This window comes from Aliivibrio sp. A6 (assembly GCF_028765505.1).
Lineage (GTDB): Bacteria > Pseudomonadota > Gammaproteobacteria > Enterobacterales > Vibrionaceae > Aliivibrio > Aliivibrio finisterrensis_A.
In genome coordinates this window covers 99,593-124,343 of the sequence record NZ_JARACR010000003.1, presented here as the reverse complement: position 1 = coordinate 124,343, position 24,751 = coordinate 99,593, and the positions used below count along the sequence as shown (strand labels likewise).

Genomic DNA, 24,751 nt, shown 5'->3' with positions numbered 1-24,751 from the left:
TCTCCTTAAAAAGATCGTTAGCATCAATCTTAATAATATTATTTTCAAATCTCGATTGGATATTATTTTTATATCATTGTACTGTTTTTATAAACAGTGCTATTTTATCCCTTGTTTTTAGTTTTTAAATACTAAACAAGTTACTAATGCGATATGTACAGTGACTCTAGTCACATATATGGTTATAAACTGTAACCCTCTATTATATAAGGATTAACTGATACTCACAGAGCGCGTATGATGCGGATTATTTATACGTGATAGGTGCTCAAGATATGATTCATACTGATATTGGCCTGTTAGATGGTGACAGATGGGAAAGGTTAATCCAGTCGGTTTTTAAAAAAAGATATGACACTTATCAAGACATGGTTGCTTCTCCCGGTGATTTAGGAATTGAAGGTTTCGTTCTTGACGAAGGAATAATGATTCAATGTTACTGCCCTGATGAAGAGTATAATGCTGGCATTTTGCATGAAAAACAACGGGATAAGATAACGACTGATATAGGTAAGCTTGCTAAAAACGAAGACGACCTAATAAAGCATATCGGAGACTGCAAAATATCTAAGTGGTTATTTATTACACCTCGTATTGGGAAGCATGATATTCATGCGCATGCGAGAAAGAAAGAAGCAGAAGTTAAGGCTCAAGGATTAGCATTTATTGCTGATGATTTCCAAATACTAGTTAAAGATTTGGATTACTTCATTCAAGACATCAGACAGCAGCAGATTGTAAATGGTACGCAATTATGTTTCACGAGTGCTAATGGTCAAGTGATTTCAGAGCCAGAATTAACAACTGAATATGATGACAATATTAATGAAAAAAACCAAATTCGTAGCATTGTAAAAGATATTTATAAGCCCAATGTTCATGAGCGTTTTAACGAAAATACGAAAAAGCAATATCTTGAAGGGTATGACATTTTAAGGCGTATTTTTAATCAATCTCCAGAACTATATGAACGTATAGCTAAGCTTTTAAACAATTTTGAGGATGAGGTAGAGGAAGTGTCGATGACATGGGAGGGGAACCCTCAAAAATTGATCTCGTTAGTTGAAGGAAAACTAATTGATCGATTCGAAAAGGAGCCATATATCTCAACAATCGAGCATGAAGATTTAGTATCGATAACTAAACATATGATAGCTAGATGGATAGCGGAATGTCCCATGAGGATTGAGTCGTGAGTAAACTAATATTTAACCGTAAAAAAGCTTCGGTTATCCCTGAATTGAGGCCAATGTTTAAAATTGGCAAGTTGCTCCTTATTTTGAAACTTTGTTGTAGTGGAGGTAAAGCTAGCTTATTAAAATTACATTTGTTTAATTGGGCGATGCTTGAACCTCAGCGAATGAAGGCATTGCAGCTTTCTGCTGAAAAGAAAGAGTTGGTATTAGGTGTATGGGGAATCGACCCCTCGTTAAATATGGCTTTGAGTTATGCGACGTCTGAAGGTTTGCTTGCGAGAACAAGTAATGGAGCATATCAGTTAACTACAAAGTCTGAAAACTTTATATCAGGAACTAAGCTAATTGAACTCTTTGATTCAGAAGCTAATGAATTGAAAATAATTGCAAAAAAAATTACTGAAGCAATGGTAACTAAAGCAGCGAAAAGGTGGGTAGATGAAGTTTAATCAATTATTTGTAAAGTTATCCGCAACAGACAACAAGGATTATGGATATATAATTCCATTTAGCTCCGGATTAAATATTATTCGAGGTGATAACTCCTCAGGAAAAAGTACTTTCGTAAACTCTTTAATTTACGCTCTTGGTATGGAAGAAATTATAGGTTCTAAGGGAAGTGCTGCATTACCATATGCATTAAAAGATAGATTTGATTTAGATGGTGTAGAGAAACGAGTTGTGAGTTCTACGGTTTATTTAGAATTAGAGAATAAATATGGACAGACGATAACTCTGAAGCGTGCTATAAAATCGGAAACTATCGACAGCAAGCTAATTCAAATTATTGAAGGTGCATACTTGACCAATCAATCATTATCGAGCTTGCGAAGTCAGTATACTTTTTTACATGACCCTGGCTCAGCTCAAGATGAGAATCGAGGTTTCTTCGCATATTTAGAGAGGTTTTTGGGTATAGAACTTCCTAGTTTGTCGGATAATAAAGGCAAAGAAACAAAGTTGTATTTACAGTCTGTTTTTTCTGCTTTGCTTATTGAGCAGAAAAGAGGTTGGACTGATTATATTGCCAATATTCCATATTATGGTGTGAGTGGTATGAGAGAGAAAGTTGCTAGTTTTTTACTCGATCTTGATAGCTTCAGGAATACCAAAAAACTCAATGAACTACAATCTCAAAGGGCGAAAGTGATCAGTGAGTGGTCTGAATCAGCCACAGAAATTAAAGTATCGGTAGAGAATGAATATTTATCTGTATCGGGAGTAAGTAAAACACCATCAGTTGATTTTGACCCGAAATTAGTAACAATAGGTGAACGAATAGGTTTAGAGGTGAGATCTTTTGAACAGATTAAATCTGAACTCAATAAAGAAATGTATGAAGTAGTTCAAAATGAAAAGGCACAGCTTTCAGGTGATTCACCAGACTTAGTAATTAAAATTGAATCAGTTCAAAATAGGATTGATGAACTCTTACTCATGCAGAGTATGTGTGGGAGCCAAATAAAGATTAATGAGTCTCAACTTGGTCAATATGTAGAAAGCTTAGAGAGTATTGAAAAAGATTTGAAGGGCAATAAACTCACTAGGAAGCTAATCAAGTTTGGTGTTGACGAAGCAGATCTGGATTTGGCTAAGGGTAAGTGTCATACCTGTCTAAATCCTATTGATGATATTTTAATTTCTCCAAATAGTGTTGCAATGCCTATGTCACTTGAAGAAAATATCATTCACTTAGATAATCAGAAGAAGATGACCAAATCGCTAATTGATGGCCTTCAAAAAACAATTGAGCGCGATAAAGGTCAACTTTTGATAATAAATCGTGAGATTATTGAGTTTAGGAAAGAACTTATTTCATTGAAACGAGATATTAAATCAACAAACAGCATCAAAGAAGCAGATATTAGAAAGAAAATTGTTATAGAAAACCGTCAAGTAAGTCTGAAAAATCTTGAAGAAAAAGTGGAAGAATATATCACAACATTAGTTATTTTAGCTAGACGGTATAAGACATTAAATGGTGATATTGCACGCTTGTCTAAACATAGTTTTACAGGGCATGATTGGGAGAAGATAAGCACTTTTTCTGCAGAGTTTAAGTTATTAGCTTCGAAATTTGGTTACCGTAGTGCTGAAGTTGATGAGATAGAGGTGAAGGCTGGAACGCTTCTTCCTTACCTTAGTGATATAGAACTCAGAGAGCAGGTGGATACACCCACAGAGCTTCAGCAAAAACAAAGTTCAAGTATAACAGATATTAAGTCAGATTCATCAGCTAGTGATTTTGTAAGGCTTATTTGGTCTTATTTAATTGCATTATATAAAGTATCTGCATCTCAAGGGGGAAATCACCTAGGGTTAATACTGTTCGATGAGCCAGCTCAGCACTCAATGAGTACAAAGAGTGTGAATCAAATGCTCGATACTTTAGCAAATAGTCGTGGTTTACAAAGTATTGTTGCAGCATCATTTGATGAAAATGAAGATACCTTCAATTCTTCAGTAGCAGGATTAAACGAAAATAGCTTTAATCTGATTCGTCTCCCTAGAAAAGTAATCAGAAGGCTGGAAACCAGAGTAGCGGGTGACTAATTCTTTATTAGATAAAGTAAGAAAGGAATTGATATAGTGCTTTTTCTATAATTCAAACCCATGGAAAGAGCCGAGGATATTAAGTTATTTGTAGATACTAAATTAACGAAATCTTTGACTCGAATTTGTCCAAAAAAGTCACCTAACTAGAAAAATGGATGTAGCCAATATATGCATCCATTTTTTAATCATTCAAAGTTATATATCTTTATTGAAGTAGATTTTATTTACCATTCTCAAGGTATTACTGAAGATGCTGCCAGAGATATCCTTTGGAAAATCGCTTGGTAATTCTGTTTCTAATTTCTTAATGGCCTTAGGCATATTTATCGCAAATTCCTTCATTATCTCTTCCATTCTCGCAGTATCAAATCCAACTGCTTTAGCTGTATCAATAAAATGACGTGTGTATATTTTATCAATAGGGTATTTCTTTCCTTTCGATGCTGTTAGTCCCATTGCCGGTTTTAATGAGCGAATATTCATCCCTTTACCACATAAGATTGGGTAGGCGGATAAAATGTCATAAAAGGGCGTAAGGTGATAACTGCCTTGTGCATTAATAAAAATGGAGAAGTTTTTTGCGTGTCCATCTGTTGCACCAATTAACCATTGAAATACCTGAAATCGCATGAAGTAAATCGAACGTTTGACGAGATTTAGCTTGGTATCTGGCAACGATGCGATCTCCTACTTCTGATAAATCAGGTAATAGGTTGTCGAAGTAATTAATAACGCAATCACTGGTTATCTTTGGATATTGTAGGGGAAGGGATAATGAAAGAGGTCTTCCTACCGTGCTTTCAATCTATGATTTATCGTATTGAAATTGGTGTGCACCGTTACTGAGTTTAGTAAATTCTCCAACGCGCTCATCATTCATGTATGCAATTAATACAGCCATTACCACGCCTCATCGTCTAGATTGTCTTCGTGACTTGCTGGGACTTGCTCTTGAATAATGCAATGAACTTCTAATGCATGAAGGATCTTAAAGAGTGTCTGTAACTGAGTGGTTTCAGGATGATTCTCAAAGCTAGATAGGGTGGATTGTTTTATACCAACTTTTTTAGCAAGCTCTGTTTGAGTCAAATTGTGTTTGGTTCTAATAAGCTTTAAGTGGTTAGCTAATTGCTTTGGATTATAAATCATCATACACCCCATCATATTATGTGATATCCCCGATCGAGGATAAAGTAGATGTTATCCCTTATCGGGGATAAAGTGATGGTCAAAAACGAATTATAAAAAATGGATGCAGCCAAAACCACATCCATTTTCTTAATTACTCAAAGTAAAGTGACGAATTAACGTCTAGCTCTTACCCCAAATAACGCTTCTCTAGATGCGCTTTAAAGAAACTCGCATTTAGCACATCACCCGTTGCTTGCTTGACTAAATCATCGGTTGAGAATAGTGATGCCTTGCTCCAGATATTATCTGATAACCAAGTGAAAATAGGGCTTAAATCACCGCTTAGTGTGGCTTTCTCTACATCTACGGTTTGTTTCATTGCTGCCATAAACTGTGCTGCGTACATTGCGCCTAATGTGTAACTTGGGAAGTAACCAAAGCTGCCGTCTGTCCAGTGAATGTCTTGCATACAACCGTTTTTGTAATTGCCTTTAGTGGTTAAACCTAGGTACTGCTGCATTTTTGCATCCCATAATTCAGGGATATCTTTGTAACTAATTTTACCGTTCATTAAATCACGCTCGATTTCATAACGTAAAATAACGTGGGCAGGGTACGTCGCTTCATCGGCATCTACACGGATAAAATCAGGGTTTACGCGTGTGTAGATCTTTTGCAGGTTATCTGTCTCAAAGATCTTCTGATCTGCGTTTATAAAGTTCTTTTGCACTAATGGCGAGAGCTGAGAGATAAACTCAGCACTGCGACCTAATTGCATCTCAAAAAACAGGCTTTGAGATTCATGAATACCCATTGAACGAGCTTGTCCTACTGGCAGACCTGCAAATTCTTTTGGTAATCCTTGCTCGTAACGTGCGTGACCTGTTTCGTGCACGGTTCCCATTAATGATTGCACAAAATCGTTTTCATCATAACGCGTAGTGATACGAACATCTGTCGGTACGCCGCCACAGAAAGGGTGCATACTTACATCAAGACGACCGTGATTAAAATCGAAGTTCAAAAACTTCATCACATCCAAACTCAGCTGGCGTTGTTGCTCTGTTGGGTAATTGCCATCAGGTAAATAGATTGATTCTGTTGCTTGTTTCTCTTGAATGTTTTGAATGAGCGTTGGTAGCCATGATTTTACGTCGTTAAATACTACATCCAGTTTTTCAGTGGTGGTTCCTGGTTCGTATAGATCAAGCATGGCATCGTAAGGGGTTAGGCCTGTGATCTCTGCGCGAATTTGTGCTTCTTCTTGAGATAGGGCAACCACTTCTGCAAAGTTTTTGCTGAAACCTTCCCAGTCATTTTCGCTACGTTGTGAGCGCCATGCATGCTCACACTTAGAGCCAGCAAGAGATTGCGCTTCTACTAAGGTTTCAGGCAGGGCCGTGGTTTGTTGCCATTGTGATTACATTTCACGAAGGCTTGCTTGTTCATTAGTAGATAAAGATTCTGATTCTGCTTTATCAAACCATTCTGCTAGCTGCGGGGCATTACCAAGTTGATGCAAATGAACAGACAGTTCAGCCATGGCTTCAGATCTTGCTTCATTACCGCCAGATGGCATTACGGCAGCTTGATCCCAACCACAAATAGCGGAAAGATGCTCAAAACGAGAGATTTTTAAATGGTGTTGAACGAGTTTTTGGTAATGGCTCATAGATATTCCTTCATTTTAATTATTCTGACTTTTAATGATTGTAACTCTATGTTTATCGCAAGGTAAAATATTTATAGTAATCAATGACATTAAACAGATAAAAAAATACCCCGCATTTAGCGAGGTATCAATTATCACAAACAGCGACAATAGGTTAACTGATTTTTACTAGCCAACCGTAAGATATGTATTCTTCAGCCAATTTCTCGGCAATATCGCGAGAAACGGTTGCTGAAATCCAGTTACCAAACCCCATTACTCGATATTCAAATTTTACGTGATTCATTTCTCATCTCCCCCTGAATTAATGCGTGTACTTTATCGGGCTTCGTACTAAATAACTTTCGAATTAAGGTCAAATAGATCTCTATATGGCCTAATGTATATATCCCTATTAAGTTTATTGAATGCAGGGGGATATATAGAGTTATTACTCAAATTTATAAATGCAACAATTAATGATAGTAAATTCGTGTTTAATCGTTATATTAACAATAATCTCAATCAAATATGGATATAGGCATGATAACGGATTTTTGGGCATTCTTTATTGCTATATTGTTACTAACAATGACTCCCGGGTTAGATACTGCACTGGTTATTCGTAATACTACTCGTGGTGGTTGGAAAGATGGAATAACGTGCAGTTTTGGTATCTGTTGCGGTTTGTTTGTGCATGCCACTATGTCTGCGGTTGGTTTATCCGTACTCCTTGTAAGTTCTGCTGAATTGTTTACTGCGGTAAAAACCATAGGTGCTATTTACTTGATTTATTTAGGAATACAATCAATAAGAAGTACATTTAACCCGTATCAATCGCAGAACGTTAATAATGTGATAAGCCGAGAGGGTCAGCCTTTATTGCTTTCATTTAAAGAAGGATTTTTATCCAATATATTAAACCCAAAAACAGCGGTTTTTTATTTGGCTTTATTGCCACAATTTATTAACCCTGAATACAGTGCGTTTGCTCAATCGTTACTGATGGCGAGTATTCACTTTATTATTGCTATGCTTTGGCAGGGTGGAATTGCGCTACTGGTTGAAAAGGCGAAAGAGTTAATGTCTAGCGAGAAGGTAACGAAACGCATAGAAAGAGTGACTGGAGCCGTATTAGTTTTATTAGGTGCGAACTTATTGGTTTCAAAATAAAACTCGTATTAAATAAGAATGCTATACATGGATGCTGTTGATGTCATGAATAGCATTCTTTTTTTGCTAACTCTCTTTTGAACGAGCAGGATCTATCACGCTACCAATCTCTTCAGCTATTGTATTTTCTTCGTTTGGTTTTTTATCTTTCTTGGCAAAGTGTACGTGTATATCTTGCTGTGCAAAAGGGATCGAAATTCCTTCTTTATCAAAACGAAGTTTTACCTCGCGGGTAATATCCCAATACACATCCCAATAATCATCGGTTTTCACCCATGGGCGTACAATAAAATCGACGGATGAAGCCCCAAGTGTATGAACACGAATGTTCGGCTCTGGTTTTTTTAATGCGGCAGGGTGGGCATCTACTATTTCAGCAAGAATTTTCTCTGCGTGTTCGATGCTGTCGTCATAACCAATGCCAAATACCATATCGACACGGCGCAATCGTTCATGTGTGACGTTCTTAATTACATCGCCCCAAATCTTACTGTTGGGTAAGATAATGATTTGGTTATCGAAAGTTTTGATCGTGGTGTTAACAAGGCTCATGGAGCTTACCTTGCCAGATACACCGCCAGCCTCAACAAAATCCCCCACATCGAATGGACGGTAGATAAGCAACATCATGCCTGACGCAAAGTTGGATAGGGTGTCTTGCAATGCAAAACCAATAATAATACCGGCAACACCAAAACCGGTGAGAACAGGTGCAAGATCTAACCCAATTTTAGAGAAAGCGATCAAGATACCAATGAAATAGATGAGTTTACTTGACATAGATACAAAGAAATCTTGCATCAATTTACTCATTCGTAAATGCGGTTGTACAACGGCTTTTAGAACAACACGACGAGTGAGTTGAGCTACCATGCGAGTCGCAAATAATATCAATACAAAGACTAAAAATTTTAATAGCTGATCTGGAGCGTGTTTCAGGAGCCAATTACTGCCTGATGAAATCCAATTACTTAAGATTGCAGCAATAACAGGAAAATTGAGTATGTCTTCGGTTAAATTCCCGGTGGTAGAAAATACCTGACGTTTGTAATCGGTGGTATTGATATTTAGCTGATCGGCAATTGAAATTAGCTTGGTTAGGCCGTATGTTGAGTTTGTAACCTTACGTTCAAAAAAGAGATGATCTAAGGTAAGGGACGATTTTTCTGAATCAGAAGAGTGTTGGAGTTGGTCTGAAAGCAATTGTTCTCGACTGTTATCAAAACTTAAAGAGGCTGAAAGGAATTTGATTTTTTGATCGATGAACAGCGTAAACTCAACCAAGTTTTTCTCTTCAGGGCTGCCAAGTCGATCAAGCCATTGATAGTTTTCTAGTTGATCGTTTAAAGTTAAATAATAATAATCTTTAGATTCTTTTAAGGTATTTTGCAGTGCAAGTTTTTGTTCAATTGACGCTTTATCTAACTTCTCTTGTTTTTCTTTTATGCTTTTATCAAGATAAGCGATAGAACGATTGGCATAAGCCACTTGATTTTTTACTTCAGTAACCAGTAGAGGAGTGGTTGTTTCATCATGACGCTTAATTAAATCAGCTAAAACGGCTCTTAGTTGGTTATTTTTACCAAGTTGCTGAACACGGATAACAGCAAGATCACTTCCTTTAAATGAGGCTGCTTCTTGTTTTAGTCGAGCGACTTCATTGTTTATTTTATCTAAATCAGCTAGGTCTTGAGCTTCATTCGCAAAAGTAATAGTACTGAAAAGTAAAAAGAGTCCAATAAGATAGCGCATAGTGCCTCTACTGCTGTTGAAGTGGTATTAAATCTATTGTAATGAAATATATAGGAAAGTGGCAGAAGAACTTTATTAGAGAATGTCACAAAAATGAAAAAGCAGCCGTGAAAGCTGCTTTTGCTAGAGCATACTGAACAGATTATTAATCAAGCCCTTTGAACTCAGTGATAAGTGCTTTACAAAAGGAAAGAAAAAAACCAATTATCATCACTAATAAGACTGAGCCAAATATAAGAGTTAATATTTCCATATATCACCTCGATTTAAATACAAGGTGAGTATAGCAATTTATGTAGTATTTATCCTGCTTGCTCGTGAAACAAATGTTGCAGTTTGTTTCTGCTTTGCTAATTATCGTTGCTTTTAACCGATTTTATACGTTGTTAAAAACGTTTGATTCTTTATTACTGCCTTGTTTATTAAAGAAAAGTTGCGTTTCTTCTATAATTATGTGGCGTAAGGCAATTAAACCGATCAAATTTGGGATCGCCATCAAACCATTAACAATATCTGCAATCACCCAAATGGTATCTAGGTGCATATAAGCGCCGGAAGCCACTAAAGCAATGAAGATGATTTTATATGGAAGAACACCTTTAGTACCAAATAAATAGGTTACACAACGCTCCCCATAATAGTTCCAACCTAAAATGGTGGTAAAGGCAAAAAACATTAATCCAATCGATACAAGGTAAGGGCCTAGTTGTTCAGAGCCTAGACCAATAGCAAATGCTTGAGTTGTCATTAGTGCACCAGCAGAATCCCCTTGCCAAACACCAGTAACGACTAAGGTTAACCCTGTCATAGTACAAATGATCACGGTATCAAAGAAGGTACCTGTCATTGAAACAAGACCTTGTTTTACACAAGAATCCGTTTTTGCGGCAGCGGCAGCGATAGGAGCACTACCAAGACCTGATTCGTTTGAGAATACGCCACGCGCTACACCCGATTGAATAGCAAGCATGATAGACGCACCAATAAAGCCACCCGTTGCTGCTGTACCTGTAAAGGCGGATGAAATGACTAATTGAAAGGCTGCAGGCAGTGCTTCAGCTTGGAATAATAATACCGATGCACACGACACAACATAAATAACCGCCATGGTTGGAACGACTTTCTCTGCTACTTTCGCAATAGATTGAATACCACCAAGCGTTACAACGGCAACAAGGACAGTAAGGATGCCGCCGGTTAACCATGCAGGCGCGTTCATTGTGAGGTGAGCTGAATCAACAATCGCGTTAATTTGTGGGAAAGTACCAATACCAAAACAGGCAACGCCTAAAGCAAATAGGGCAAACAATTTAGCGAGCCACTTATTACCCATACCGTACTCGATGTAGTACATAGGGCCGCCGATCATCTGGCCATTGCTGTCTGTTTTTCTGAATTTTACCGCTAATAAACACTCTGCGTACTTTGTAGCCATTCCAAATACGGCTGCAAGCCACATCCAAAATAGAGCACCAGGTCCCCCCATTTTTATTGCGGTGGCAACACCAACAATATTACCCGTACCAATAGTGGCAGATAGGGCGGTGCATAATGCAGCGAAACTAGAGACATCACCTTTACCTGTACTTTGATTCTCTTCTTTTGAGAAGACCATTTTTAGTGCAGTCGGTAAGTGGCGAAGTTGGAAAATACGAAGTCGGAACGTAAAGTAGATACCTGTACCCACTAATAAGATCAATAGAGGTGGACCCCAAATGAAGTTATCGATAGTAACAAGCGTGTTGTGAAAAGTGTTCATGGTTTCCCCTTAATAAAACATATAGAAAGGAGAAGAGAGAGTGGTGTACTAAAACTAAAAAAATAGGCCATAGTATAGAGCCGAGATTAATCGGATCACTTTCTCCTCTGTCCTTTTGCCTGAGAGTTTCACCGTTATCATTTTTCAGATAAGGGCTTGCTCCTTCGGCGGCCGATTTAACGGCTCTCTCCAGAGATTCCTCCAACTACAGTCCTCACCTTATTCATAAAAAATGAACTAGGCACCTGAAAGATTTACTTCTTCGGTGGGCGTTGCCAAAAATGGCGTTGCCGCTCTCCTGCAGTCTTCATCGGATCAACAAATTGTAAGCTACGTAGTAGCTAAGTTGAGTATGTTAGACAAGTCACATTTTTTTGTCATGCATTTTATTTACAAAATAGATAAAAATTGATCGAAAACGGTTTCTTTGTTCAAAATAACAACGATAACTCAAGTATTTAGAGTGTAAAAATGTGCTAAAGTATAAGAAAAGCGAGGTGTACTATGTTACGAGTTGCTGTCATTATTTTATTGTTTGCTCTTTCGGCACTGTTATTCAAATACAGAGCAAATGAAAAAATTCAAAAATCGGTGGTTTATACGTCAGTGATTGGTGTTGCTATTTATGTGGCATACATCATGATTTCAGAACTGATCCGATAAACTGTTTGTTACTTATAAAATGTGTAGAGAATGCATCTATACTATCTATTGTTTATATATGAATGCTTGAGGTTAATGCGTGAGTGTAGAAAATCAAACCAGAACGACTGACGATCATGACGAAGACGTTATCATTATTGAAGAAAAATCAAAAACTAGTCATTGGGTTGCTGGGGTTACCTTAATCATTGGTGCGATTACGGGTGGTCTCATTGGTTCGAGTCTGTCTGATAATAAATGGTCTGCGGCTTATACTCAGCTAGAAGCGAAAGCCAAGCAATATCAAACTGAATTAAAGCAAGCAAATGAGAAAAGTGCAGAGCTTGATATCCTGATCTCAAAAGAGAAGGAACAAGCGTTAGAAGCGCAGCAAAAAGAGCATGATGTTGAAAAAACGCAATTACTTACAACGGAAGCTGATAAGCGCTCGTCACTAAGTAAAAGTGTAGGGGCATTAACGTCTCAAAAAGCATCACTTGAAATGCAGGTAGAAGAGCAAGATAAGCAAATCACGACGTTGAGCAATCAAGTTGATTTGCAGCTTACGATGCTTTCTCGTGCAAAGCAGTTATTTCAGCGTCAGCTACAGTTAAAAGAAGAAGCGGGTGATCTAGAAGTAAAAATTGAAGTGACAGGGGCTAATGAGAAGCAACTTGCTAAAGATTGTGCTGTGTATTTGGAAGGCAAAAGTTGGGATGTGAAATCGGACGTATGTAAGCGTCAAGAAGAAGCAAAAAAACAGATTGCACAATATAATGATGAACTTCAATTATTACAGATGGACATTAAAGAGATCGATCGTATTAGCGAAGATTTAGGAATGTAAGTACTTTTCTCGAATAAAGAAACCACACATTGGTGTGGTTTTTTTATAGGCTTAAATTGTATTGAGAATTATTTCAGTAATTGGAGAAGATGAGTGAGTGATCAATCGGCGAAATTTGTTCAGGGTTCTACAATGCGTCATATATTGGTGATGTCGGGAACGGCTTCTATCGGATTAATGGCATTGTTTGTTGTTGATTTACTCGATATGTTTTTCATTAGTATGCTGGGGCAAGTTGAGTTAGCGGCGGCAATTGGGTTTGCTGGAACGATTATTTTTTTCTCTACTTCAGTTTCTATTGGCTCATCCATTGCAATGGGAGCTCTTGTTTCTAAGTCATTAGGAGCAAAAGAAAATGATAGAGCAAAACAGCTGGCTTCAAGTACTTTAGTTATCGCTTTTATTGTAAATAGTATTGTTACTATCATTATGTTCTGCTTTATTCCTGAGTTGCTTGCAATGATAGGGGCAAAAGGAGTAGTGGCAGAGCGAGCACAAGCGTACCTTTCTATTTTATTACCAAGTACGCCTATTATCGCGATAGCAATGGCTGCTGGGGCAGGCTTAAGAGCCGTTGGTGATGCGAAGCGTTCTATGCTTGCAACGCTTTATGGCGGTCTTGTGAATGCGGTACTTGATCCTATCTTTATCTTTGGTTTTAACATGAATGTGGAAGGGGCTGCGATTGCTTCTGTTATTTCACGTTTGACGGTTTTAATTTTCTCACTCTATCCATTAATCGTGACTCATAAATTGGTCACACTACCTCAATGGAAAGACATCAAACATCATACGCCAGCCATATTTACTATTGCGATCCCGGCAATTATTACCAATACCGCAACGCCAATTGGAAATGCGATAGTGACCTCGACACTTGCGCCATTTGGTGAGGATTTTGTGGCTGGTTTCGCCGTTATTGGCCGATTAATCCCTGTGACGTTTGCTGTGATTTTTGCTATGTCAGGTGCAGTTGGGCCTATTATTGGACAAAATTACGGTGCTAAACGAGTCGATAGAGTAAAAGAGACGTTAAGAAATTCATTATTATTTTCATCGGTTTATTGTGTCTTCGTTTCTTTGATTTTGTACCTACTTCAAGATCAAATTATTGCTTGGTTTAGCTTGGTGGACGATGCTGCTCTTATTATGACGACATTCTGTACCGTGGTTGCTATTACTTTTATTTTTAATGGTGCCATGTTTGTTGCGAATACGTCTTTTAATAATCTAGGCAAGCCATTGTATTCAACGGCACTGAATTTAAGTAAAGCCACTATTGGTACCTTGCCATTCGTGTATTTTGGGGCGCAGTGGTATGGCGGTATTGGTGTTCTTTATGGACAAGCTCTAGGTAATATTGTGTTTGGTATTATCAGTATTTTGGTATTAAAAATTCATGTTTCTTATATGGTTAAAGAGCATTGCAAAGCCGTTTCGTCTGAGGATACTTTAGGGGATATTACGGTAACCATGACACCATTTTGTAATAACGATGCAGTGATTATGCAAAGTGGTGTTGAGAATAAGGAAAAGTTAGATCATCCGTCTTTGTCGGGATAAATAGGTCATCTAATTAGTTACATTAATATTATAAAAGTTAACCCTAATAAAAAGGGTGGTGTTGTATAAATAAAATACAGTCGCCACCCTTTGTTATTTTAAGTCTTGGTACTATTTTTGTTTAGAGAGTTTTCTGCGTAAGAAACCAAACCCAAACAATGAAGCCAGCGCAAAAAAGTTAAATGATGCTGCTTTTTCATACTCGAGTGAAATTACGATAGGATCATGGTCGGATGCTGAATACATGTCATTGTATTTCGCCATGTCCCCCGTGTATTTCGGGCTGTATTCAAATAAATTACTTTCTGCTGCATTAATGTGCCAATCTTCAATTTCAGTAATACGTTCAACCAGTGATTCATTGGCTAAGGCGTGGTCAAGATTACCTAATTCACCAGAGTAGGTGTAAGAGAAGGTCTCTGTGCCATGTAGGTGTGTGTTTAGGTTGATATAACCATAACCTTGGGTTATTTGGCTGCCCGTTTCTTCATAAGGGAGTGGGTTACCTTCTTTATCTGTACCGAGTGTGGTGTAAGCTGCAGTAAAGATATCTCGGTTGTATTTCTCTTGGCTGTAATCGGTTAGTGTTAGTAGGGGATCTTCCATGCCATAGGCGTTCATATCACCTAGGATTAGAATATCGCCTTTAACGGTTTCAAGATCATCACCAATGGCTTTCGCTGCGGATACTCTAAAGCGGTTACAGTTACCTTGTAGGTCGGCTGGGTCGTTGTCTTCTTCAAAATTCTGCCATTGCTCGATACATTCAGAGCCTTTTGATTTTAGATGATTAACCACGACGGTTAATGGCTCTTTGGCTTCTTTAACCATGAATTCTTGCACTAGGCTATGACGTTGGTATTTGTCATAAGCAGGGTTAAATTCAATGGTGCCATTGTTGTCTCGAGTAATGGTGTTTTCGGCAATGTGTTGTTCTGGTGTTTTGATAACACGCGCTTTGCCTTTGAGTTTCACTTCACTTGGACGGTAAAGCAGGGCAACCATAATGGCATCTGAGCCTAAGTATTCGCCTTGGTACTTGTCTTTGCTTTTAATCTCAACGTATTTGTAGTGATCTTCTTCATCTTCAAATTGTGCATTTAATGCAGTGGTTAGATCATTAATCGCACTGTTTTCACCAAAGCCATTATTTTCTACTTCCATTAAACCAATAATATCGGCATCAATAGCAACGAGTGCCGATAAGATTTTTGCTTGTTGAACAGCAAAATCATCCGCATTAACGGCACCACGGTTTTGACCTGTTGGATTAGCATCACCGCCAGTCGCTACTGAGGTGAAGTAGTTTAATACGTTAAAGCTTGTGATGGTTAAATCTTCATCATCAATACTTGGTTCGTCTGTTCTCTCAACGTTAAATAGGGTTGAACCGTCATCATTAAGTGCTTGAGTAATGATATTGTCTTGAGTGATTGTGTTTGAAGCAACTAAACGGTATTGACCGTAAGAGTAAGCAACAACACCTTCTAGGCCTTCAATACGTGCACCTAAGCGTAGATAGGAATCCGCACTGCCATCTTGGTCGATATCAGTACCAAAATCGGGGAAGTAAGGTACTTTTCCGTTCGCGGCTTTGTTGTCTGATTCAATGGTAATTTGGCGTTTTGAATTTTCTTCTGCTAATGCAATGGCTTCAGAGCTTTCTGCAGCAAATAACTGTGTTGGTTTGAATAACGGTTCACCATGAGATAACACCATGTTGTTACGCTTGCTGCCATAATCAAAGCTAAAGTTTCGTGTAATACGCAGGTCTGAATGAGAAGTGAGTTGTACCTTCATTCCTTCATGGCGCTCTAATGCGTCTGCTAATGTTTCGTCTTCATTAATAACAAGTTTATTGACCTTAGCTGGAGATTCAGTCCTTTGAACTACGTAGTTATTGGTATCAGGCTTTAGTTGTGTTTGGTTATAGTATTCTTGAACCTTGGCTTTTACGCACACAATTGCCCCAGGTTGGATCTCTTGTGATGGTGCACTGCCTGTGCTTACGAAGATACCTTCTGAGCTGTTGGGATCAAAGTCATCATTCAAACCCTGTAAATAAAAGCCTTTTAGCAAGCTTTCACCACGCGCAGTCACAATACCTTGAACGAAGTACTCTTCTTCAGAAATAAACCCACTGGTCACTAGAGGCGATTTACTGCCTGTTCCTTGAATTTGGTTTATTTCAGTAAAGGTTGGAGAGGAGCCTGATTCAGTTTTACAAGCAAATGGAGGAGGTGGCGTTACGCCTTCTTGATATTCACCAAGGCCTTCAATATTGTCTTTTGGTTTTTCAAGCCACATAGCAGCATCAAACGTTGTGCTAGGTGTTAAATCTGCTCGAACAAAACTCTTATCTTTGCCCCAATCTACATCGCCATCAATACCAATTCGATCATGCTCTACGCCATCTTTAAACAGCATATAAGTTTCGTCGCCATTGTGATTTACAATGCTTTCAGTACTGTTTGTTACGGTTAGGATTGAGTCAGATGATCTACTGTTTGAAATAACGTAAACGCTTTTTGCATCTAAGGTAATTGAGGATAAATCGAGATCATTTTTCCATTCGTTTACCCCATTGTATTTGGATTTAAGAACGTAACCAGAGAGTGATATCGCGTTGTCACCAGTATTACTAATTTCTAATGATTTATTGTAACTTCCGCCTTCAACATATTGAGAAATTATAATTTCTGCGTATGCATTACTAGAGAGGGCTAAGCCAACAGCCATAGCGATAGAGGTTTTTAATTGAGGTTTTTTCATTTCACTGCTTTCCGTAGTCATGTTATATGAATTGATGTTTCTTATTTGTTTTATCTATAATTTAAAGCTCTCATATTGATATGTTATAAACATTACTTTTACATGAATAATGTGAGACTAAGCAGTGTCGTTACGCTATTAATTTGGCAGAAGTCAATTTAATAACAAAAATAGTAATAGTGTATATACAAACAGGTCCTGTTGAGTGGATGCAAACAAATATGCATTGCTTAAAGTAAGATTACATTGAATGTAGATATGGATCGTAGAGAAAGGGATAACTATGGAGTAGGTCTTTTTCTGTATGAATAATATGCAATGATGGTTCATCAATGAACAGTATTATTTATATATAGGAGATCATTAAATGAAAAAGGTCCAACTCTCAACACTTGTTGCTTTGGGAGTACTTTCTCAACCTGTTATTGCTTTAGATGAGCCAAACACAGCCACAATTGCGATTTCACTGGCGATGAATTACGAGAGTTCAGTTGATATTGATGCCTACTGGTTGAGTGAAAAACTCGATGGCATAAGGGCCTACTGGTCTGGTTCTGAGCTGTTAACTCGAAAAGGACACAAATTGCACGCGCCAGATTGGTTTACTGATCCTTTGCCTGATCATCCTATTGATGGGGAGTTATGGGCAGGTCGTGGTGGTTTTCAAAAGGTAGCAAGGACGGTGCTTGATTCTGAGCCTGACGAAGCGTCTTGGAGAGACATTCGATTTATGATGTTTGACTTGCCTAGCTCTGCGGGGATGTTTCCAAAACGGTACTATGAATTATCAACCATGATTAAAGCGCTTGATATTCCACATTTAAAATTAGTAGATCAACATCCGATAAGCTCTGAAGAAATGCTGTTTGATGTATTAGAAGATATTTCAGGACGAAAAGGGGAAGGGGTAATGTTGAGAAGAGTTGATGCTGTATACCGTCCAGGACGACATGATGATTTGATTAAACTGAAAAAACATCAGGATGCAGAAGCAATTGTTATTGGCTATACCGCAGGAAAAGGAAAGTATCGGGGTATGGTTGGGGCATTGATATTGAAAATGCCAGATGGAAAAGAATTTAAGATCGGCAGTGGGTTAACGCAAGCGTTAAGAGAAGAACCGCCTAAATTGGGGCAGCAAATTACTTACCGATATAATGGCTATACAGACAACGGAATACCTAAATTTGCACGATATCTTGCGGTGCGGGAAGGGTATTAACGATAGAGTGCTTATTTTAGATGCACTCTATCTTTGAGGGGGATTGTTGAAAAATGATTAAGCGATTATTGGCTTGACGCTATCACGCACGACTAAAGTCGGCTCAAGCTGTATTACATGATTAGTTTCTGATTTGGTTTGGATTTTTTCCAATAATGAATCAACGGCTTGCTGCCCTAATCGATGTTTTGGCTGATGGATAGTAGTTAATGATGGCGTAATGTATTTAGCCATTTTAATATCATCATAGCCCACAATAGAAAGATCATTAGGCACAGAAATACCTTTTTTATTCGCGCAATTAATGACACCCATTGCCATCATGTCATTACACACAAAGAGTGCGCTAGGTAACTTCCCTCGACTATGAAGCTCATTAAAAGCGGCCTCTCCACCTTCGCATTCAAAGTCACCAGAGGCAATCCATTCTTTATTGATCGCTACTCCTGATTCCTCCATCGCTTGCACAAAACCACTTAAACGTTGTTGTGCTTGTAGCTTATTAAGAGGACCCGTTAAACAACCAATCTCAGTATGTCCTTGTTCAATTAAATGCTTTGTTGCTAGATAGCCACCGTGGTGCGAGTTGTCTTGAATTTTATCACTAGGAAAATCAATCAAGCCCCAATCCATTACCACTGTTGGTACAGCTTGGTATCGAGAGAATAATTCAAGTACTTGATTTTCAATTTCGGTGCACATTAGCAATAAGCCATCAACACGCTTTTGTAATAGGGTATCTAGGCTTGAGTGAACGCGCTTAGCATCGCCTTCGGTATTACATAGGATTAGGTTATAGCCCATTTCATAACAACGACGCTCAACGCCTTTTACGACTTCACCAAAGAAGGGGTTGGTAGAAGTCGTAACTAACATACCAAAGGTTTTTGTATGATTGACTTTTAAGCTACGAGCGAGTGCAGAAGGGGCATAATTTAGCTCTGTGACTGCAGTCATTACTCGTTCAGAAATGTCTTCACTAACAAAGCGTGTTTTATTTAAAACATGACTTACTGTAGAGGTTGAGACACTTGCATGTTTGGCTACATCTTTGATTGTTGCCATAAATTCAATCCTTTATTTATGTCTTTATGAGCAAATCACAAAGGTATTTTGCTCATAAAGACATCAAAATCGGTATTAATGCTCTAGTAAAAAACGTTCTACTTCTGTAATAGAAGGAATAGAGGTTTGAGCACCCATTCGAGTTACTGAGATTGCCGCCGCAGCATGAGCAAATTTGATTGCATCGTCCAATTTACGGCCAGACTGTAATCCTGTTAAAAACGCGCCATTAAAAGTATCACCGGCACCTGTTGTGTCAGTTGCTTGAACTCTAAAGCCTTCAACTTGGCGACCAGAACCATTTTGGCTGATCCATACTCCTTTACTGCCAAGGGTGATCATTACCGTTTCAATACCCTTTGTATGAAGGGCGTCAGCAGCCAGTTGAGCACTTGCCATATCGGTTACTTCAATGCCTGTTAGTAATTCAGCTTCTGTCTCATTTGGAGTAATCATATCAACAAGTTGCAATAAGTCATCACTTAATTGATGCGCAGGGGCTGGGTTTAATACCACTTTAGTACCTGCGGCTTTGGCAACTTGTGCCGCTTTTTCGATGGTTTCAATAGGGGTTTCAAGCTGCATTAATAGGGTATCAGCCGCTTCAATTAATCCGTGATGAGGGGCAATACGCTCTGCTGTTAGTCGTGCGTTTGCTTCGGCGGAGATACAGATGCTGTTTTCACCGGTTGCTGCTACTTGGATCATTGCAATGCCTGTTGGGGTGTTTTCTTCTATCATTACGGCTTGGGTATTAATGCCATCGATTTTAAATGCTTCAATCATTTGGTGACCAAAGCTGTCGTCACCTACGCTTGCGATAAATGCGATATCAGCACCTAAACGAGCAGCAGCAACGGCTTGGTTTGCGCCTTTACCTCCAGGAATAACAGAATAGCTGTGACCGTGTAACGTCTCACCAGGGCGAGGGAAAGAAGCAACTTGAAGAACGTGGTCTGCGTTTACGCTACCTAAAACAACTAATTTATTCATAATGTGCCTTGTTTCTTATCTGTGACCGGAATGTGGTCTTAAAACCTATGGGTAAATGTTTTTTCTTTACTTCATTTAACGATACGTTTTATATCTATTTTTGCTCTTCTAAGAAGAGTGAAGCATCGATACAATGTAGTTGTGAGCGTATCAATGCTCCCGTTTTATTACTTTATGAGTTGATTACTTAGTAATAACTTTTAGGTCAACTGGGATGAATTTTTCAACAGTTTCGCCTTTAAGAACTTTAACCGCTGTTTCTACACCAAGTGCACCAATTAGGTCTGGTTGTTGTGCAATCGTTGCACCAAGTAGGCCACGGTTAACCGCTGCAATACCGTCTTCTGTGCCATCAAAACCAACGATTAATACGTCTTTACCTGATGCTTGAACAGCACGTAGAGCACCTAACGCCATTTCATCATTTTGAGCAAATACTGCTTGAACATCAGGGTTTGCTGCAATCATGTTTTCCATTACGTTAAGACCTTTAGTACGGTCAAAGTCAGCAGGTTGGCTACCAAGTAGAGTCAGATCGCCATTATCAACCGTTTTCATGAAGCCTTCACCACGCTCACGTGCAGCCGATGTTCCAGCGATACCTTCAAGTTGGATAACGCGTGCTTTTTCGCCCACTTTTTCCATGATGAATTTACCTGCCATCTCACCACCAGCAACGTTATCTGAGGCAATATGGCTTACTACGTCACCACGGCTTGCACCACGGTCAAGCGTTAATACAGGGATGCCAGAGCGGTTAGCCATACGAATCGCATTTGATACCGCATCAGAATCTGTTGGGTTAATTAGAATTGCTTTTACACCACGAACTGTAAGATCTTCAATGTTTGAAAGCTCTTTACTTGGATCATTTTGAGAATCCAGAACAATCAGTTTGTAGCCTAGGTCTTTTGCTTTTGCTTCAGCACCTTCTTTCATGGTCACGAAAAATGGGTTGTTCAATGTAGACACGACCATTGCCATTGTATCTTGAGCCGCAGCTGTCGATGCGAAAGAGGTAGAAAGTAGGGCTGCCGAGATTAGGGTTGCTAACTTTTTCATTCTATATTCCTTGTAGAGTGTAGGGCGGCACAATTCAAACAGGGTACGTCTGGTTGTGCCTATTTTTGTTTTAAACAGCAAACGAATGTATAGGGGTGAAATTTTTGTATTGCGTTCTTATATAATTTAGTGCGTATTACTTGCTCTTGTTGTCCACTAATACTGCCAGTAGGATAACTACCGCTTTGGCAATCATTTGGTAGTAAGAAGAAACATCTAATAAGTTCAGTGCGTTGTTTAAGAAGCCGATAATCAGAGCACCAATTAGCGTACCCATGATGCGACCTTTACCACCAGCGAGGCTTGTACCACCAAGTACAACCGCTGCGATAGCATCTAGCTCATAACCCATACCTGCTGTTGGTTGAGCTGAAGAAAGACGAGACGTTACGATTAAACCAGCTAGTGCAGCAAGTAGACCACAGATTGCGTAAACACCGATCTTAACGCGATCTACGTTGATACCAGATAGGCGAGTTGCAGATTCATTACCACCGAGTGCGTAAACGTAGCGACCAAAGCGTGTGTGATTTAGTAAGTACCATACAGATGCAAATACGATAACCATTAGCCAGATTGGAACTGGGATGCCAAGTGCGTAACCTGTACCAAACCACGCAAAGCTGTCTGCAACATCAGTAAAGCCTGTTGAGATAGGGCGGCCTTCGGTATAAACCATGGTTACACCACGTAATAACGTCATTGTAACTAGCGTTGCGATAAAGGCTTGAACCTTGCCTTTAGCGATAATAATACCGCTGATTGCACCCAGAGCTGCACCCGCAAGTAGCGCAGTAGGAACCGCAATCATTACCGGAATCTCAAGACCAATCATGGTTGCAGCAAAGGCACCACAGAGTGCTAATACAGAACCAACGCTTAAGTCGATACCTGCGGTTAAGATAACCAGTGTCATACCTACCGCGATAATCGCGTTGACTGAGGTTTGGCGCAGGATGTTTAAGATATTGTCGACAGTGAAAAAGTTGTCGTTTAAAAAGGAAACCACGACAATTAAAAGCAATAGCGCGATTAATGATTTTTGTTCAATCAGCCATTCTTTAGAAAACATGCCGCCTTTCTTTTGTTGCGTTTCAGATGAAGTCATTGATTTAGTGCTCATGCTATTACCTCGATGTTTTGCTCAACAGTTTTACCTACTGCACAAGCCAATAATTTTTCTTGGTCGGCATCTTTTGCCATGAATTCGCCACTGATACGGCCTTCATGCATAACTAAGATACGGTCGCTCATTCCTAATACTTCAGGCATTTCAGATGAGACTAAAATAATGCTCATGCCTTCGGCTTTAAATTGGTTAATTAATTGGTAGATCTCTTTTTTCGCACCAACATCAACACCACGTGTTGGCTCATCTAAAATCAATACTTTAGGACGAGTCATAAGGCCTTTAGCAATCGCCACTTTTTGTTGATTACCGCCAGACAAGTTACCGATAATTTGGTCGCGAGTAGGGGTTTTAATATTGAATAAGCGAATGAAATCTTCTACTGCTGTGACTTCCGCGTAATGATCAATCTGAACACCTTTTGATAACTGATCTAACGAGCATAAAGACATGTTCTCTTTCACTGATAAACCAAGTACTAGGCCATCACCTTTACGGTCTTCAGAGATATAAGCAATGCCGTTTGCCAAACCATCACGAGGAGAGATTGGGTTAATCATCTTGTTGTTTAGTTTGATAGCGCCACAGGTCATTGGGGCGGCACCGTAGATAATTTTCATTAACTCAGTACGGCCTGCGCCCATTAAACCCGATACACCAAGGATCTCCCCGCGATCTAATGAGAAGCTAACATTGTGAACACCAGGACCAGAAACATCGAACAACTCTAGTGATTTTTCATTGTGTTGAACATCAATACGAGGGTATTGCTCATCAAGACGACGGCCTACCATCATTTCAATTAGTGTGTCTTCATCGATATCCGCAACAACTCGTTCACCAATGAATTTACCATCACGCAGTACTGTGATGTCATCGCAGATCTCGAAGATTTCTTTTAGACGGTGTGAGATATAAACAATGCCACAACCTTCATCACGTAGTTCGTTAATGACTTTAAATAGGGATTCAGTTTCAGTATCCGTTAAGGCATCAGTCGGCTCATCCATGATGATAACTTTAGATTTGAACGACAGTGCTTTGGCAATCTCAACCATTTGTTGCTCACCTAAACTCAGTTCGCCTAATAGCTGACGAGAGTGGTGTTTTACATTCAAACGTTTCAGTAGAGCATCTGCATCACTGTACATTTCAGCCCATTTGATGCCACCAAATGCATTGGTTTTCTCACGGCCTAAGAAGATGTTTTCAGCAATGGTCAGTTCAGGAATAAGGTTCAGCTCTTGGTGAATAATACTGATACCTGATTCTTGAGAGTGCTTAGGGCCATTAAAGTTAACCGCTTTACCTTCGTAACGGATTTCACCAGCATCCATTGCGTAGATGCCCGTTAGTGACTTCATCAAGGTTGATTTACCCGCGCCATTTTCACCCATCAGGGCCATGACTTTGCCGGGATAGACATTAAGACAAGCACCATCCAGAGCTTTCACGCCTGGAAAGGCTTTCTCAATGCCGTTTAATTCTAAGATAGCTTGAGTCATAACGTGTCCTATTTAAAATACAACGCCAGATTGGAAAATAACGTTAGCATAAGGAGTGCATTCACCAGTGCGAACAATCGCTTTGCTTTGCTGTGTGTGTACTTTAAATGCCTCGTGAGGCACGTAAGAGACGGTAATTGATTTTCCACACAGCGCTTCTTCAGCAGCAATAAGTGTCATCAGCTCATCGTGTAGTTGTGGGCTAACGGTTTTGAACTCTTCAGCAACAATTACGCCTTCAATTTGCATTTCAGACAATGTCGCTTTTACGGTATCAATAAAGGTTGGTATTCCCTGAACTAATGCTAAATCGATTCGTTGTGATTCTTCAAAAATCGGCAGGCCAGCATCGCAAATAGTGACTTCATCAGTATGGCCAAGTGTGGCGATTACATACGATAACTCTGCGTTTAGTAGTGTATTTTTCTTCATGAGAATACCTTTAGTTAATTAATTATGAACACATACTGCTTGTTTAATGCTCATCGAAACGTTTGCGTAAACGTTTCGATGGTGAATTTAGAGCAATAAATAGCACTTTGCATCCAAGAATATAACTAAGTGTGATCAAACGCAGGAATCTAATTGATGAAAGACTAAATAAGAGATCTTAGTCAAATTTTGGTGGTAGCTAAAGGATGGAAGGAGGGGGTACTTTTAAATGTGCAATCTCTAGGAACTAAAACTTCAATTGAATATCGAATGACTACTTATACTTCAGTATAACGAATAG

At 39.0% G+C, this 24,751-nt stretch carries 19 protein-coding genes, 2 pseudogenes and 1 riboswitch; of the genes and pseudogenes, 8 read left to right on the top strand and 13 right to left on the bottom strand.

Going from position 1 to position 24,751, the window contains the following annotated elements; genetic code table 11:
• The first annotated feature begins 275 nt into the window (after positions 1 to 275).
• Genes PVK70_RS02910 through PVK70_RS02900 form a run of 3 tightly spaced genes read left to right on the top strand, consistent with a single transcriptional unit; the run spans position 276 to position 3,749 of the window.
• Complete coding sequence (locus PVK70_RS02910; RefSeq protein WP_130049318.1) at positions 276 to 1,196, top strand: hypothetical protein; 921 nt, start codon at positions 276 to 278, stop codon at positions 1,194 to 1,196.
• A complete protein-coding gene (locus PVK70_RS02905; RefSeq protein ID WP_130049317.1) occupies positions 1,193 to 1,645 on the top strand; it encodes a hypothetical protein in 453 nt (150 codons plus the stop codon). Before PVK70_RS02910 ends, PVK70_RS02905 begins: the two co-directional genes overlap by 4 nt.
• Entirely contained in the window at positions 1,635 to 3,749 is a 2,115-nt protein-coding gene (locus tag PVK70_RS02900; RefSeq protein WP_130049316.1) for a hypothetical protein, read from the top strand. The genes PVK70_RS02905 and PVK70_RS02900 overlap by 11 nt, the downstream gene beginning before the upstream one ends.
• Positions 3,750 to 3,947: 198 nt before the next feature.
• Here the strand turns inward: PVK70_RS02900 and PVK70_RS02895 are convergent.
• The 4 genes and pseudogenes from PVK70_RS02895 to PVK70_RS02880 form a co-directional block, all read right to left on the bottom strand.
• Positions 3,948 to 4,653: pseudogene (locus tag PVK70_RS02895) on the bottom strand (HipA domain-containing protein).
• Positions 4,653 to 4,916 carry a type II toxin-antitoxin system antitoxin HipB gene (gene hipB, locus PVK70_RS02890; protein WP_130049315.1) on the bottom strand — a complete coding sequence of 88 codons (264 nt, stop codon included), beginning with the start codon at positions 4,914 to 4,916 and terminating at the stop codon, positions 4,653 to 4,655. The pseudogene PVK70_RS02895 and the gene hipB overlap by 1 nt, the downstream one beginning before the upstream one ends.
• Positions 4,917 to 5,070: 154 nt before the next feature.
• Positions 5,071 to 6,555: pseudogene (locus PVK70_RS02885) on the bottom strand (carboxypeptidase M32).
• A 154-nt stretch (positions 6,556 to 6,709) separates the two neighbouring features.
• Positions 6,710 to 6,841 carry a hypothetical protein gene (locus PVK70_RS02880; protein WP_130047560.1) on the bottom strand — a complete coding sequence of 44 codons (132 nt, stop codon included), beginning with the start codon at positions 6,839 to 6,841 and terminating at the stop codon, positions 6,710 to 6,712.
• Positions 6,842 to 7,077: 236 nt separating this feature from the next.
• On the opposite strand from PVK70_RS02880, the gene PVK70_RS02875 reads away from it, so the two are divergent.
• Positions 7,078 to 7,707: a LysE family translocator gene (locus tag PVK70_RS02875; protein ID WP_130047559.1), complete on the top strand. Its 630-nt coding sequence runs from the start codon at positions 7,078 to 7,080 to the stop codon at positions 7,705 to 7,707.
• A gap of 66 nt (positions 7,708 to 7,773) precedes the next feature.
• Here PVK70_RS02875 and PVK70_RS02870 read toward each other — a convergent pair whose 3' ends face one another.
• Together PVK70_RS02870 and PVK70_RS02865 are read right to left on the bottom strand one after the other, a co-directional pair.
• Entirely contained in the window at positions 7,774 to 9,459 is a 1,686-nt protein-coding gene (locus tag PVK70_RS02870; protein WP_130047558.1) for a mechanosensitive ion channel family protein, read from the bottom strand.
• Between the two features lie 376 nt (positions 9,460 to 9,835).
• On the bottom strand, positions 9,836 to 11,218 hold the full coding sequence (locus tag PVK70_RS02865; RefSeq protein WP_130044620.1) for an alanine/glycine:cation symporter family protein: 1,383 nt from the start codon (positions 11,216 to 11,218) through the stop codon (positions 9,836 to 9,838).
• A gap of 97 nt (positions 11,219 to 11,315) precedes the next feature.
• Positions 11,316 to 11,421, bottom strand: a riboswitch (glycine riboswitch).
• A gap of 301 nt (positions 11,422 to 11,722) precedes the next feature.
• On the opposite strand from PVK70_RS02865, the gene PVK70_RS02860 reads away from it, so the two are divergent.
• The 3 genes from PVK70_RS02860 (at position 11,723) to PVK70_RS02850 (ending at position 14,270) form a co-directional block, all read left to right on the top strand.
• Entirely contained in the window at positions 11,723 to 11,881 is a 159-nt protein-coding gene (locus PVK70_RS02860; protein WP_130044619.1) for a hypothetical protein, read from the top strand.
• 79 nt (positions 11,882 to 11,960) lie between these two features.
• Positions 11,961 to 12,707, top strand: coding sequence for a hypothetical protein (locus PVK70_RS02855; protein ID WP_130044618.1), 747 nt, complete (start codon positions 11,961 to 11,963; stop codon positions 12,705 to 12,707).
• Between the two features lie 93 nt (positions 12,708 to 12,800).
• Positions 12,801 to 14,270 (top strand): MATE family efflux transporter, encoded by a 1,470-nt coding sequence (locus PVK70_RS02850; protein WP_130047557.1) that lies wholly within the window; start codon positions 12,801 to 12,803, stop codon positions 14,268 to 14,270.
• Positions 14,271 to 14,381: 111 nt separating this feature from the next.
• Here the strand turns inward: PVK70_RS02850 and PVK70_RS02845 are convergent, their stop codons facing one another.
• Positions 14,382 to 17,042: an ExeM/NucH family extracellular endonuclease gene (locus tag PVK70_RS02845; protein WP_130047556.1), complete on the bottom strand. Its 2,661-nt coding sequence runs from the start codon at positions 17,040 to 17,042 to the stop codon at positions 14,382 to 14,384.
• A gap of 367 nt (positions 17,043 to 17,409) precedes the next feature.
• Here PVK70_RS02845 and PVK70_RS02840 point away from each other — a divergent pair, with 367 nt between their 5' ends.
• Positions 17,410 to 18,264 carry a DNA ligase gene (locus PVK70_RS02840; RefSeq protein ID WP_130047555.1) on the top strand — a complete coding sequence of 285 codons (855 nt, stop codon included), beginning with the start codon at positions 17,410 to 17,412 and terminating at the stop codon, positions 18,262 to 18,264.
• Between the two features lie 57 nt (positions 18,265 to 18,321).
• Here the strand turns inward: PVK70_RS02840 and PVK70_RS02835 are convergent, their stop codons facing one another.
• The 6 genes from PVK70_RS02835 to rbsD form a co-directional block, all read right to left on the bottom strand.
• Positions 18,322 to 19,329 carry a substrate-binding domain-containing protein gene (locus PVK70_RS02835; RefSeq protein WP_130047554.1) on the bottom strand — a complete coding sequence of 336 codons (1,008 nt, stop codon included), beginning with the start codon at positions 19,327 to 19,329 and terminating at the stop codon, positions 18,322 to 18,324.
• Positions 19,330 to 19,404: 75 nt separating this feature from the next.
• Positions 19,405 to 20,322: a ribokinase gene (gene rbsK, locus PVK70_RS02830; RefSeq protein ID WP_130047553.1), complete on the bottom strand. Its 918-nt coding sequence runs from the start codon at positions 20,320 to 20,322 to the stop codon at positions 19,405 to 19,407.
• A 183-nt stretch (positions 20,323 to 20,505) separates the two neighbouring features.
• Positions 20,506 to 21,384, bottom strand: coding sequence for a ribose ABC transporter substrate-binding protein RbsB (gene rbsB / locus PVK70_RS02825; RefSeq protein WP_130047552.1), 879 nt, complete (start codon positions 21,382 to 21,384; stop codon positions 20,506 to 20,508).
• A gap of 136 nt (positions 21,385 to 21,520) precedes the next feature.
• Positions 21,521 to 22,507 carry a ribose ABC transporter permease gene (gene rbsC, locus PVK70_RS02820; protein ID WP_130047551.1) on the bottom strand — a complete coding sequence of 329 codons (987 nt, stop codon included), beginning with the start codon at positions 22,505 to 22,507 and terminating at the stop codon, positions 21,521 to 21,523.
• The gene (gene rbsA, locus PVK70_RS02815; protein WP_130047550.1) at positions 22,504 to 24,018 is read right to left on the bottom strand and encodes a ribose ABC transporter ATP-binding protein RbsA; all 1,515 of its coding nucleotides are present in this window, start codon (positions 24,016 to 24,018) and stop codon (positions 22,504 to 22,506) included. The genes rbsC and rbsA overlap by 4 nt, the downstream gene beginning before the upstream one ends.
• Positions 24,019 to 24,030: 12 nt before the next feature.
• Complete coding sequence (gene rbsD / locus PVK70_RS02810; RefSeq protein WP_130047549.1) at positions 24,031 to 24,450, bottom strand: D-ribose pyranase; 420 nt, start codon at positions 24,448 to 24,450, stop codon at positions 24,031 to 24,033.
• Positions 24,451 to 24,751: the final 301 nt, after the last annotated feature.

Excerpts from the sequence above, each read along its gene's own strand:
- PVK70_RS02870 (WP_130047558.1), bottom strand. The coding sequence starts at position 9,459 with ATGCGCTATCTTATTGGACTCTTTTTACTTTTCAGTACTATTACTTTT.
- PVK70_RS02900 (WP_130049316.1), top strand. The coding sequence starts at position 1,635 with ATGAAGTTTAATCAATTATTTGTAAAGTTATCCGCAACAGACAACAAG.
- rbsA (WP_130047550.1), bottom strand. The coding sequence starts at position 24,018 with ATGACTCAAGCTATCTTAGAATTAAACGGCATTGAGAAAGCCTTTCCA.
- PVK70_RS02865 (WP_130044620.1), bottom strand. The coding sequence starts at position 11,218 with ATGAACACTTTTCACAACACGCTTGTTACTATCGATAACTTCATTTGG.
- PVK70_RS02835 (WP_130047554.1), bottom strand. The coding sequence starts at position 19,329 with ATGGCAACAATCAAAGATGTAGCCAAACATGCAAGTGTCTCAACCTCT.
- PVK70_RS02840 (WP_130047555.1), top strand. The coding sequence starts at position 17,410 with ATGAAAAAGGTCCAACTCTCAACACTTGTTGCTTTGGGAGTACTTTCT.
- PVK70_RS02875 (WP_130047559.1), top strand. The coding sequence starts at position 7,078 with ATGATAACGGATTTTTGGGCATTCTTTATTGCTATATTGTTACTAACA.
- PVK70_RS02845 (WP_130047556.1), bottom strand. The coding sequence starts at position 17,042 with ATGAAAAAACCTCAATTAAAAACCTCTATCGCTATGGCTGTTGGCTTA.
- PVK70_RS02910 (WP_130049318.1), top strand. The coding sequence starts at position 276 with ATGATTCATACTGATATTGGCCTGTTAGATGGTGACAGATGGGAAAGG.
- PVK70_RS02860 (WP_130044619.1), top strand. The coding sequence starts at position 11,723 with ATGTTACGAGTTGCTGTCATTATTTTATTGTTTGCTCTTTCGGCACTG.
- rbsC (WP_130047551.1), bottom strand. The coding sequence starts at position 22,507 with ATGAGCACTAAATCAATGACTTCATCTGAAACGCAACAAAAGAAAGGC.
- PVK70_RS02880 (WP_130047560.1), bottom strand. The coding sequence starts at position 6,841 with ATGAATCACGTAAAATTTGAATATCGAGTAATGGGGTTTGGTAACTGG.
- rbsB (WP_130047552.1), bottom strand. The coding sequence starts at position 21,384 with ATGAAAAAGTTAGCAACCCTAATCTCGGCAGCCCTACTTTCTACCTCT.
- rbsD (WP_130047549.1), bottom strand. The coding sequence starts at position 24,450 with ATGAAGAAAAATACACTACTAAACGCAGAGTTATCGTATGTAATCGCC.
- hipB (WP_130049315.1), bottom strand. The coding sequence starts at position 4,916 with ATGATGGGGTGTATGATGATTTATAATCCAAAGCAATTAGCTAACCAC.
- rbsK (WP_130047553.1), bottom strand. The coding sequence starts at position 20,322 with ATGAATAAATTAGTTGTTTTAGGTAGCGTAAACGCAGACCACGTTCTT.